The sequence below is a fragment of the Stenotrophomonas sp. genome (genome assembly GCF_032066555.1).
Taxonomy (GTDB): domain Bacteria; phylum Pseudomonadota; class Gammaproteobacteria; order Xanthomonadales; family Xanthomonadaceae; genus Stenotrophomonas.
Genome location: NZ_DAMBKV010000011.1, coordinates 35,642 through 47,892 on the forward strand (window position 1 = coordinate 35,642; position 12,251 = coordinate 47,892).

Annotated in this window: 8 protein-coding genes; 1 reads left to right on the top strand and 7 read right to left on the bottom strand. The window is 64.9% G+C overall.

Annotation, left to right across the window (positions count from 1 at the left end; all coding sequences use genetic code 11):
• Nucleotides 1-355: 355 nt before the first annotated feature.
• Nucleotides 356-883 carry a lactoylglutathione lyase gene (gene gloA / locus RT131_RS13390; RefSeq protein WP_313173307.1) on the top strand — a complete coding sequence of 176 codons (528 nt, stop codon included), beginning with the start codon at nucleotides 356-358 and terminating at the stop codon, nucleotides 881-883.
• Nucleotides 884-1,033: 150 nt separating this feature from the next.
• Here the strand turns inward: gloA and RT131_RS13395 are convergent, their stop codons facing one another.
• The 7 genes from RT131_RS13395 to RT131_RS13425 all read right to left on the bottom strand — a co-directional run bounded on the left by RT131_RS13395 (nucleotide 1,034) and on the right by RT131_RS13425 (nucleotide 12,239).
• Nucleotides 1,034-2,377, bottom strand: a complete 1,344-nt coding sequence (locus RT131_RS13395; protein ID WP_313173308.1) for a pitrilysin family protein — start codon at nucleotides 2,375-2,377, stop codon at nucleotides 1,034-1,036.
• Nucleotides 2,374-3,732, bottom strand: coding sequence for a pitrilysin family protein (locus tag RT131_RS13400; protein ID WP_313173309.1), 1,359 nt, complete (start codon nucleotides 3,730-3,732; stop codon nucleotides 2,374-2,376). Before RT131_RS13400 ends, RT131_RS13395 begins: the two co-directional genes overlap by 4 nt.
• Before the next feature lie 55 nt (nucleotides 3,733-3,787).
• Nucleotides 3,788-5,908: a thioredoxin family protein gene (locus tag RT131_RS13405; protein ID WP_313173310.1), complete on the bottom strand. Its 2,121-nt coding sequence runs from the start codon at nucleotides 5,906-5,908 to the stop codon at nucleotides 3,788-3,790.
• Nucleotides 5,892-7,151 carry a TlpA disulfide reductase family protein gene (locus RT131_RS13410; protein ID WP_313173311.1) on the bottom strand — a complete coding sequence of 420 codons (1,260 nt, stop codon included), beginning with the start codon at nucleotides 7,149-7,151 and terminating at the stop codon, nucleotides 5,892-5,894. The genes RT131_RS13405 and RT131_RS13410 overlap by 17 nt, the downstream gene beginning before the upstream one ends.
• A 78-nt stretch (nucleotides 7,152-7,229) precedes the next feature.
• Nucleotides 7,230-10,394 (bottom strand): TonB-dependent receptor, encoded by a 3,165-nt coding sequence (locus RT131_RS13415; protein WP_313173312.1) that lies wholly within the window; start codon nucleotides 10,392-10,394, stop codon nucleotides 7,230-7,232.
• A 149-nt stretch (nucleotides 10,395-10,543) separates the two neighbouring features.
• On the bottom strand, nucleotides 10,544-11,680 hold the full coding sequence (locus tag RT131_RS13420; RefSeq protein ID WP_313173313.1) for a FecR domain-containing protein: 1,137 nt from the start codon (nucleotides 11,678-11,680) through the stop codon (nucleotides 10,544-10,546).
• Nucleotides 11,681-11,720: 40 nt separating this feature from the next.
• A complete protein-coding gene (locus RT131_RS13425; protein WP_313173314.1) occupies nucleotides 11,721-12,239 on the bottom strand; it encodes an RNA polymerase sigma factor in 519 nt (172 codons plus the stop codon).
• Between the last annotated feature and the right edge of the window lie 12 nt (nucleotides 12,240-12,251).

The following is a 12,251-nucleotide window of genomic DNA, read 5'->3' on the forward strand; positions in this document are numbered from 1 at the left end:
AATGAATAACGCGAGCAGCGAAACCTTGTCAACCGCCGTTGCTCACGTCATGGCTCCGTCCGTGGTGGCATCCCCTGCCAACAATCCGCGCAAGCCTTGCGCCAGCGTCACTCCCAGCCCACATCCGGCAATGCATGCGCGCTTCATCAAAAGCTGGGGAACAACGACTATCCTGCGACGCAGCATAGCCAGCGCGCGCGCAGCCGCCTAGCCGTGGAAGGTATGCCGTTGATGATTTTTTGTATCGACGCATGCAAGCTGGAGTGGCGATTTCAAATGCAACTTTCTGCATGAGCATTGCGCTGTCGCGGCTGCACGCCTGCCCTCCCCCATTCATCGCAACAGGATAGATTCCATGAGCCTTCAAACCCTTGCTCAACAGCCCGGCGTCGCCGCCCAGGTACCGACCGAAACCAACGGCTTCGTGTTCAACCACACCATGCTGCGGGTCAAGGACATCCGCGCCTCGCTGGATTTCTATACACGCGTGCTCGGCTTCCAGCTGATCGACCAGCGTGATTTCGCCGAAGCCCAGTTCAGCCTGTACTTCCTGGCCTATGTGCCGTCCGGGGTGCAGGTGCCGCAGGACGATGCCGCGCGCCGCCTGTGGATGGCCGGCATTCCCGGCGTGCTGGAGCTCACCCACAACCATGGCACCGAGAACCAGGAAGGCCCGGTCTACCACGACGGCAACAGCGACCCGCGCGGTTTCGGCCATATCTGCGTATCGGTGCCGGAACTGGAAGCGGCCTGTGCGCGTTTCGAGGAACTGGGCGTGCCGTTCCAGAAGCGCCTGAGCGATGGCCGCATGAAGAGCCTGGCCTTCATCAAGGACCCGGACGGTTATTGGGTGGAGATCATTTCCAATAGCGTGCGTGCCTGATACGAACGTGGCGCGTTGACGGGGCTGTCATCTTCCCGGGTGCGCTTCGCTTACCCGGGCTACGGGGCTCCGGGTTGCATCGCGTTGAACAACAAACGCCGGCTTGCGCCGGCGTTTGTTGGTGTCGAACCACTTGGCAGAGGCTGCGACTTACTTCTTGAAGGTGCCGGCCTTGACCAGCACCATCTTCTGCGGATCCACGTACTTGCGGATCACACCATTGACCTGCTGCAGCGTCACCGACTGGATCGCCTGCGGGTAGTTGTCCAGCCAGGCCAGGCCTACACCGCGCTCAACCGTGCCGATGATCGCCGCCGACATGCCGTCGGTATTGCCCAGGCCAACCTGGTAGCTGCCGACCATTGCCTGCTTGCGTGCATCCAGCTCTTCGGCGGTGATGCCGTCCTTCCACCAGCGCTGCAGTTCGCGGCGGGTGCTGGCGATGCCCTTGTCCATCAGCTCCGGTGCAAATGTGGTGCTGATGCCCAAGCCGCCGTCCATGTAGTCGCTGCCCAGCAGGTTGCCGCCGATGCCGTAGGTCAAGCCTTCCTTCGCGCGCACCGCCGCCATCAGGCGACCGGTGAAGCCCGAACCGAGCACATCCACGCCCACCGTCATCGGCAGGTAGTCGGCATCGGTGTAGCGCAGGCCGGTGGACTGGCCCAGGAACACGCTGACGCTGGCCTTGTCCTTCATCGCGATGCTGTGCTCGGCGGCCTTGGCCGGCAGCCGTGCCGGCGCATCACGCAGGTAATCGACGCCGCCGCTCCAGCCGTTGAAGCCGTGCGCAACCGCGGCCTCGATCGCCTTGGCATCGACGTCACCGGCAAACACCAGGGTCATGTGCGCCGGGCCGTAGTACTTGGCATGGAAGGCCTTGATCTGCTCCAGCGTCACCTGCGGCACCGCCTTGAGCATGGCTTCGCGCGGCACTGGTGCGTTGATGCTGCCGGCCGGGAAGATGCTGAGCATCATCGTCTCACGCGCCATCGTGCCCGGATTGTCGCTGGCCTGGCGCAATGCCGCTTCCAGCTGCACCTTGGCCTTGACCAGTTCATCGGCGGTGAAGGCCGGCTCACGCAGCTGCTCTGCGAGCAGGTCGAGCACGGTCGGCAGGTCCTGCTTCAGGCTCTTGCCGTAGATGCCGATGCGCGCAGCGCTGGGGCTGAAGGACAGCTGCGCGCCGATGCCGTCGAGCGTATCGGAGATAGCGAACTTGTCGCGACGGGTGGTGCCAGCTTCCAGCAGCATCGCGGTCAGCGTCGGCACGGCCGGGTTGTCGGCCTTGGCCGCGAGGAAGGCATCACCCAGCGGCATCGAGCCGGTGAAGGTGACCACGTCCTTGACCCCCATCGGGTAGACGATCAGGTCGATGCCGGCGGCCTTGGCGTGCACGGCGGTGTCGGCCACGCCAGCCTGGGCGGCAAATGCGGCAAGGCTGGACAGTGCGGCCAGTGCCAGCGGAATCAGTCGAATGCGTTTTGCGTTGTTCACTTGCTGCTCTCCGGCACGAACCAGCCAACCGTGCTCTGCTCTGCGGTGAAATACTTGCCGGCAACGTGCTGCACGTCAGCCGGGGTGACCTTCTCCAGGTCCTTCAGGGCGGTGGAATACAGGGTCCAGTCGCCCATCGCGATGAACTCGTTGAGCGCATCGGCAGCCTGGTCGGTGCCATCTCGGCGGTAGGCTTCCTCGGCGCGGTACGGACCGAGCACGCGCTTGATCTCCTCGACGCTGACACCGTCACGGGCAACCTTGGCGATCTCGTCGCGGACGATCTGCTCGATGTCCGCATGTTTGCTATCCGGGGCCAACGCCACGCTGAGCATGAACAGGCTGGGATCGCGCTGCTGGTACATGCCGCCCGATACCGCCACTGCCTTGCTGGTATCCACCAGCGCACGCTGCAGGCGCGCACTACGGCCACCCTGCAACACCAGCTCCAGCACATTCAGTGCCGGGATGTCCTTGTCCAGGCCGGCCGGGGCCTTGTACGCCATCATCACCGTGCCGGTCTCGCCTGCGCGGCGCAGCGTGACCCGACGCTCGCCCTGCTGCTCCGGTTCGGTGGTGTAGACCTCGGGGATGGCATGCGGCGAGCGCGGCACCTTGCCGAACTTCTCGCCGATGCTGGCCAGCACCTGGGCGCTGTCGATATCGCCGACCACGGTGACGGTGGCGTTGTTCGGCCAGTAGAAGGTGTCGTAGAACGCACGCAGCTTCTCGATGGACACCTTCTCGATATCGCTGCGCCAGCCGATCACCGGATGGTGGTAAGGATGCGCGTTGTAGGCGGTGGCCCACATCAGCTTCATCAGCGCGCCATTGGGATTGTTCTCGTTGCGCTCGTACTCGTTGCGCACCACGGTCATTTCGCTCTGGCGATCCTTTTCGCGCAGCAGCAGGCCACGCATGCGGTCGGCTTCGATGGCGATGTAACCGTCCAGCGCAGCCGGCGGCAGCGTGGCGTAGTAGTTGGTGCGGTCCAGCGAGGTGGTGGCGTTGAAACCGGCGCCGACGCGGTCCAGGTAGGTATCGACGTTGTTCTCGCCATCAAAATTGGTGCTGCCCATGAACATCAGGTGCTCGAGCAGGTGGGTGCCGCCGGTAGTGCCGGTCACCTCGTTGCGCGAGCCGACCCGGTAGGTCATCTGGAAAGTCACCACCGGTGCGGCGTGGTTGGGCAGCAGCAATACGCTCAGGCCATTGGCGTCGAGCCGGTACTCATCGATGCCATCGAGGGATTTGACGTGGGTGAAGCCATTGACCTTGACCGGCTCGGCCGAGGCAGCGGAGGCTGCCATCAGGCCCAGCGCAAGGCCGGCGCACAACAGGCGTTGCGAAATCATGCGTTGCGTTCTCTTGATATGCGCCCGGGGGCGCGGGGAAGTCAGCGACAGGGGTTCAATCCCGTCCTTGTGGGGTAGCGTTTTCCAGCGCGGAGAGCACGATCTCCGGCGTGAGTACCTCGGGCAGCTCACGCGGCGCACCGCCACCTGCCGGATAGGCCAGGTTGAACGGCACCGCGCTACGGTTCCAGCGCTCGAGCTCGGCGGTGATCAGCGGGTCGGCATTGGTCCAGTCGGCTTTCAGCGCGGCCACCTCGTTGTCGCGGAAGTAGTCGTTCACCCGTGCCGCGGCGAACACCACCTTCTTGTTGACCTGGCAGGTGGCGCACCAGCGCGCGGTGAAGTCGACGTAGATCGGACGGCCTTCGGCCTGCAGCTGCTGCACGCGCTCGCTGCTCCAGGGCTCCCATTGCAATGCCTCCGGAGCCGCTGCCCGCGGCCAGCCGAACAACACCGCCGCGGCCAGCACCAGTACACCGGCAACTGCACTGAACCTGGCCTTGCCACCGCGGGCACCAGGACGGGTACCGCGGCCATACAACCACAGGCCGAAACCCAGCAGTGACAATGCGAGCAAGGCATTGAGCAAGGCCGCTTCATGCAACTGCCCGGCCAGCACCCACAGCAGATAGCCGACCGTGGCATACAGCGGGAAGGCCATCAGCTGCTTGAAGGTCTCCATCCACGCGCCCGGACGCGGCAACAGTTTCACCAGCGACGGGAATACCGAGAGCAGCAGATACGGCAACGCCAGCCCCAAACCGATCGCTGTGAACACCACGAACGACTGTGCCGTTGGCAAGGCCAGCGCTGCCCCCAGCGCGGGCGCCAGGAACGGTGCACTGCACGGCGTTGCCACCACGGTGGCGAGCATGCCGCTGAAGAAGCTGCCCGCCACGCCGCTGCGCGTCTGCAGGCCGGAACCGATGCCGGTGGCACGCATGCCCACCTCGAACACGCCGCTGAGGTTCATCGCGAACGCCAGCATCACCAGCGCCAGCACGAACACGAACGGTGCCGACTGCAGCTGGAAGCCCCAACCCAGTTGCTGCCCGCCTTCGCGCAGCACCGCCAGCAGACCAGCCAGCGCCCAGAACGACAGCAGCACGCCAGCGGTGAACGACAGCGCATGCAGGCTGACCTTGCGCCTGTCACTGCCGGCCTGTTCGATGAAGCCGACCACCTTCAGCCCCAACACCGGGAATACGCAGGGCATCAGGTTGAGGATCAGCCCGCCCAGCACCGCGAACAGCAATACCAGCAGCGACAACCGGGTGCCATCGTTGCCATTGGCCGAAGCCGGTGCCGCGCCCAGGTCGGCCGTGCTGACCAGCGCCGTGGCCTCGGCTTCGGCCACGAACGGCAGGTCGATACTGACGCCACGGTACACACCCTTGGCATCGGTGTAGGCCAATACGCCGCGCAGCGCTGCATCGGCCGGCATGGTCTCGGCCGGGTCCAGGGGCAGCTTCAGCAAGGCGCGTGCACCGCGGTTGCCGATGGTCTGCGGCACCTTGTAGGAGACGAACTCATCGGCCGGGAAGAAATGCAGTTCGGCAATATCGGCCGGTGCGGCCACGCGCAAGGTCAAACCACCCTGCTCGCGGGTCGCGGCCAGCTGCCAGCCTTCGCTGGAGCTTGGCATCGGCAAGGCTGCCAGTGCCGCCTGTACATCCGCATCGGGCTGTGGCGGATCGGCACTGACCGGCACGCCCAGACTCACCGCGGCCTTGCCCGGGATGCACACGGTCTCGCACATCAACCAGCGTGCCTGCGCCTTCAGCTCGATCTCGCTGCCGGGCTTCAGGTCGGCCGGCGCGATCAGCCGCACCGGCAGGTAGGACAGGCCTTCGTAGCCGTGGCCGGTGATATTGCCTTCGCGGTCACGTACCAGGATCGGGGTTGGCCACTGGATGGCCTCGGCCGTCCAACCCGGGGGCAAGTCCCACATCAGCTTGGTCGGCAAGCCGGTGCCGGCGTTCTTCCAGAAGCTGTGCCAATGCGGGTCGTGCTGCATGCGCAGCGCCAACTGCAACGGCTGGCCCGGCTGCACCGAGCGCTGTGCGGCAACCAGCTCGGCCTGCACCTGTGCCAGCACGCTGCCGGGCAGCAGCACGCCCAGCAGCAACAGTATGGTCAGTGCCGCGCGGCGGAGGGCATCAACGTGCAGGTGCATCTTCAACCTTCTTGATCTGCGCACGCACCGCGCGCTCGACGTCCCACTCGCGCATGCCAACGCCGACGATGGTGCCGTCACCGGCGATCAGGTAGTTCTGCGGCAGCTGCACCACGCCATAGGTCTGCGCGGCCTTGTCCTCGAAGCCCGGCGCCTGCAGGTTGATCCAGGGCAGATCGTTGCTGCCGCCTTCTTCCTGCATGGCCTTGGTCCAGTCGTCCTTGTCCTCGTCCAGCGACACGGCGTAGATCTCGAAGCCATGCGCATGGAACTCGCGGTAGACCTTCAGCAGATGCGGGAACTCGCCGCGGCACGGGCCGCACCAGGAGGCCCAGAAATCCAGCAACACCAGCTTGTTGCGCGCCAGCACCTCGGACAGCTTGACCACCTTGCCGTCCACGCCGACGGCCTCGATGTCGGCATAGGGCTTGCCCGGCCCGAACTTCTCGGCCAGCTGCTGGGTCTTGGCGTAATCGGCGGCCGCCTGCTCCATCTGCGTGATCAAGGGATGTGCGCCGAGCTCCTGCTTGTAGCTGGCCAGCAACTGCGCGCGACGGGCCACGTCGTAACGCTTCCAGTCGTAGTTCTCGCTCAGCACCAGCAGCTTCAGCAGCGCCGGTTCGGCACCGTCAAGGATGGCGGCGTCGTAGTCGTTCCTGACCTTGGTCAAGGCGGCAAACGGCGCAGCCACCGAATCACGGGCGGCCTTCATCGCCGCTTCGTCGTTTTCATCCACGCCGCCGAATGCCTTGCGGTTGGCTTCGCGGTTGGCCTTGTAGGCCGCTACATAAGCGGGATCTTCCAGATACCCATAGACACGTTCGGTCAGGCTGCCACCCTTGGCCACCGGCCCCAGCGCGCCGGCTTCGATGCGCAGCTCGCCCGGCTCCAGTACCAGCTTCACCGAACCCAGGTTGCCGACCATCAGTACCGCCGGTACGGCCTGCTGCACCTGCCCGCTGAGCACGAACGCGCCGCCCTGTGCGGTTGCCGTGGCCACGGGTTCGACATGCATTGGATCAGTCGCCGCGGACGGCACCAGCAACTTGAGCTCGGTCCCATCGGCCAGGCCCGGCAGCGCGCCACGGATGCTGTAGGCACCGCTGCTTGCCGGCGCGGCAGCAGCGCCCTGGGCCGGGCTGGCCGGCGGGGGTTGCGATGGACTGCAGGCAGCGAGGCCGAGTGCAGCAGCGACTGCGCTGGCCAACAGGCAAGCACGCAGAGGGGTGGCGATGGACTTCATGGATTTCCTTGCAGTGGATGCGGTGCGCCGCCGACGAGGGATCGGCGCACCGCGTTGTTACCGGAAGACACGCTGGCCTCAGAACTCTTTCTTGATGTCCAGATAGAGAACGCGGCCGCGGATGTTCACGCGGTTGGAGACGAAACCGGCCAGGTTGTCGACGAACGGATAGTCGCGATCGAACATGTTCTGCACACCCATGCGTGCGGTAACGCCACCCAACCAGCCATCACGCTGATGCTTGCGGTAACCGATCTGTGCATCGAAGGTGGTGTAGGACGCCGAACGTGTACGCGGGCTCTCGTTGGGGATGAAATCGTTGTAGTCGGTGGCCGTCGCCGACAACGGATACAGCACGCGGTGTGCGGCGCTGTAATGGCTGCCCAGCGACGCGAACCAGGCGTTTCCTTCCCAGCCGACGAACAGGTCACCGGCCCACTTGCTCGGCCCGAGCTCGCTGTCTGCATAGCTCAGCGTCGGCATCGACGCCAACGAACGCGAGGTCAGCTCCAAGGTGCGCACGGCATTGAGCTCGATGCGCCAATCACCCCAGTCATTGCCAAAGTAGTAGCTGGCAGTGGTGTCGATGCTGCGCGAGCGGCGGCCGAGGAAGTTGATCGCACGGTTGTCCCACAACATCACCCCGTTCTCGCCGACGGTGAAGGTCCCCTCGGGCATCTTGCTGATGTCCTTGAAGATCTCCGAGTAGGTCAGGCCCGACAGCGGGTCACCGATGTAGTTGTCGAAGGTGGTGCGGTTGTAGGTGGCGGACAGTTGCAGGCCGGTCGCGAAAGTCGGCGTCCAGTCGAAGCCATAGGTCACCACGCTGGCTACCTGGGGCTTGAGGTTCACGTTGGGGCCGCTGAGCGCGACGATCTGGGTGACACCTTCCGGCAGCTGGCCACCGTTGAACAGTACACGTGCGGTGTAGTCGTCCATGATCAGCTGGCCGAACTGCTGCTGGGCCTGCGGCACCAGGAAGGACTCGCCCCAGGTAGCGCGCAGGCGCAACTGGTCGACCGGCTTCCACGCCAGGCGTGCCAACGGACTGGTACGGCTGAAGTCACGTGACACCACCGTGTCGCTGCCGGTGATACCCCCGGTACCATCATTGTTGACGCCGGTCAGCTGTTCGACATCGAAGCCACCGAGCTCACCCAACCCCGCCGACCAGTCGCGCAGCGCACTGTCGCCGCGCTGGTCGAAGCGCTCGTAGCGCGCTGCCACGGTCAGGCTGAGCAGCTTGGCCAGCGGCTTGTCCTTCAACAGCGGAATGCCGATCTCGGTGAACAGTGCTTCGGACTTGCCCTTGCTCTCCGAGCGCAGCTGTTCGCCCAGGTTGCTCTCGTAGTTGTAGCGCTGCTCGCGATGCTGTGCGCCAAACGCCGCCTCGATCTTGCCGGCGGGAAGCTGGAACAGCTCGCCGCGGGTCAGCAGGTCCACCGTATTGGCACGCGACTGGAACCGATAGACATGGCGTTCGACCAGACTCTGCAGCAGCTCACGGTTGCGCGCGACGATGGCGTCATTGCTGCCGTCGCCAAACACGTTCAGACCATTGAGCACTTCCAGCGTACGCGCGTAGCCATCGGCGCCCATTGACCCGGTCAGGTCCATCAAGGCAGTGGTAGTGCCCTTCTCGCGGCCGATGCTGTACGTCGCCTCGTAATCCCAGCCCTTGGCGAACGGCAGCTTGCCGTTGATACCGATGTGGGCATCGGTATTGGTCTGCTTCTGGTCTTCGCTCAGGTTCATGCCTTCGAACTCGCGTTCGAAGGAATACCCCACCAGCACGTCGCTACCGAAGTTGTTGTATGGATTGCTCTCCGGAACGTAGGTGTTGTAACCGTCCTCGAAGATGCTGAAGTCGAACAGGGTCGGCCGCCAGTTTTCCTTGTTGACCTGGCGTACGTGGCTGATGCCGTAGTTCAGCTGGGTGGTTTCGCCCAGATCATGCACGCCGCTGATGCGAGCATAGGTGTTCTCGATCTTGGGGCCGATGCGGCTGCGCTCATAGGTCGATGGCGCAGTGGCCGGGTCGTAGGCCAGCAGGCTGTCCGGATCCAGCGCGGTGCCGTCCTGGCCACCCGGAATCACGCCGAGCGCTTCGCCCATGAAGTGGTAGTCGATGCCGAAGTCCAGGGATTCATAGACCACGCCGGGCTGCCCCTTGTTGCGGGTACGACCGTTGACGCCACCACGATCGGTGAAATCGCCGCGGCCGTCCGGGCCGACGTGGATCAGGCGGGTGACATCGGCCGGCGAGCTGCGCTCGCGCCCTGCCGCCGCGGTGACGTGGCCGCTGCCATAACCAAAGGTGTGGGCCAGGTCCAGCCGCGATACATCGGCACCGGTATTGGAGTTCTCATGGCGCAGCTGCGCGGTGGTGCCGTCATAGGACTTCTTCAGCACGATGTTGATCACACCGGCCACGGCATCGGAGCCATAGATGGCGCTGGCGCCGTCGCTGAGCACTTCGATGCGCTCGATCTGTGAAACAGGAATCGAGGAAATATCGGTATATGCGCCCTGCGCCTGTGCCGAGCCGCTGCGGCGGCGGCCGTCGACCAGGATCAGCGTTGAACGGCTGCCCAGGCCTCGCAGGTTGGCACCGGAGGAACCCAGGCCGGATACGCCATCGCCATACGAGCTGCCGAACTCCTTTTCACCCAGCGCGCGTGAGGCGCTGGTGCGGTTGGAGAAGTTCTGCGGCAGGTTGCGCAGCACATCTTCGATCGAAGCGTAGCCCCGGCTCTCGATCAGCTGCGAGTCGATCACGATCAACGGCGAGGCCGGATCGATGTTCTTCAGATAGGTACCGGTGACATTGATCGTCTCCAGCGTTTCGGCAGCGCCACCATCGCGTTCAACCACGTCACCGGCACTGCTGCGCGGGCGGATGGCGACCGTTTTCGCGTTGATGAACTCGTGCGCGTAAGCAGTAGGTGCGAGCAGCTGCTGCAGCGCCGTGGCTGCACCCATCTGGCCGTTTACCACACCGCTCTGCACGCCACTGCCAGCGCCGCCGGCATACACCACCTGCAGGCCGCTCTGCTCGGCAAACGCCTCGAGCGCCGACGCCAGTGATTGCGCCGGAATATCAAACTGGACAGCCGCCGCAGCGGCAGCCGTATCGGCTGCAGGTGCCGACTGTGCCACCGCCACGTTGCCGGTGCCGACCAGCAGCGCAACCGCCACCGCCTTCACCAACGCCTGTTTACGAAGAATAGTGCTGGACCCCATGGATAATTCGCCCCCGAAAGACATCGAATGGTTACCGAGCAACCGGAGCCGCCTTTCGCGGAACCAGCCTCTTGTTACATCCGTGTGTCCAAGTGTGGGAAAAGGGTACTCAGGGTCAAAAATATTTTTCCGGCGACGCGCGGCGATGGCTATTGGCGACTGCTGCGACCACCGATCAGGTTGCGATCGGCCTGCCGGCTGACCTGCAGCTGCGAGCAGCATTCCAGGAACTGCAGGAAGGAATCGGCATCATCGGCATAGAACACGCCGCTGTAGCGCTGCTCGCGGATCACCGGATCGGTCACCACGATGGGCCGCGGATTGTAGCGGTTGAACTCGCTGATGATGTCGGCCAGGGTGTCATTGCGGAAGCTCAGGCGACGCTTGCCATCGACGGGCTCGTTCGGCACTTCCAGCGGCATGCGCAGCATGGCCTGCTGTCCCTGCGGGATGCGCGCCTGTTCGCCGGCCGACAAGGCCGCCGGGCGGCCCAGCGATTCGACCTTGGCCCTGCCCGCTTCCAGCGTGGATGCGTCATCGCGCCACAGCGCTTCCAGCCAGTTGCTGTTGGCCGTCACCTTCACCTTGCCCTCGCTGACCGCCACCAGCGTGCCCGACGGCAAGCGGTTGACGGTGAAGCGCGTGCCCACCGCCTGCACGATGTTGTCACCGGCGTGCACCCGGAACGGGCGGCTGCTGTCATGGGCCACGTCAAAGGTGGCTTCGCCGTCACGCAGCTCGATGTCACGCACGCCGGCACTGAAACGCACGGCGATGTACGAGGCCGGCGCCAGGGTCACCATCGAGCCATCAGCCAAGGCAATGCTGCGCTGCTCGCCAACCGCGCTGGCGTACTGGTAGACCGGTACCTCTGGCTGCAGCAGGGTCCAGCTGCCGGCCAACAGCGCACAACCGGCAACACCGGCCACCAATGCCCAGCCCAGCCGCCGGCGACGCCCACGCGCCGTGGGCTTGCGTGGCTGCGGTGCCGCCTGCGGCACGGCGCTCGGCGCATCGTGCAGCGGCACCACGTTGTCCATGGCCCGTGCCTGCGCCAGCACGGCGTCCATGTCCAGCGACTTCAGCGCCGCGCTGGAGGCCAATTCACGCTCCACCAGCTGCGCCATCAGCAGCTCTTCCAGATGCAGCGGCGAACGCGCCACCCAGGCAGCAAAACCCGCTCGGTCCGCATCGCTGGGCGTTTCGCCCATGACGAGCAACCACTCGGCGGCCTCGCGTGCGGCGCGTTCCCGGCTCTGTTGCGGCGATGTGCGATAGATATTCATGCTTTCACCCGCCCTGCCTGTCGCAGGGTCCACATCCTGTTCATCGTTCCAAGCTCGCGCGTACGTGCGCCAGCGCTTCGACACTGTATTTCTTCACCGTGTGCACGCTCAGCCCCAGCTTCTGCGCGATCTGCGCATGGCTCAGGCCTTCGCGCCGCTCCAGCAGCAGCACCGCCAGCCGGTTGGCCGGCAGCTGTGCCAGCGCATCGCCTACCTGGCGCTCGAAGAAGCCGCCGCCTTCGCTGAAAGCGGGCTGCCCCGGGTTCTCGGACACCGCATCCACCACCGTCGAGTCATACAGCAGACGGCCCTGGCGCTGGCGCATGTTGAACTCGCTGGCCACATGCGCGGCGATGCCATAGATGTAGGCCAGTGGGTTGCGCACTGTCTCGATGTTCTGCACCCGCAGCAGGCGCAGGTAGACCTCCTGCACCAGGTCACCCAGATCCTGCGCCTCGGCTACCCGCCGACGCAGGTAGCGATGCAGCTCGGCACTGTAGTCGTGGACCGCCCGCGCAGCGAAATCGCGCCCCGGCTGGTCGCTCTCAGCTGCCACCATCACCACCTCCAC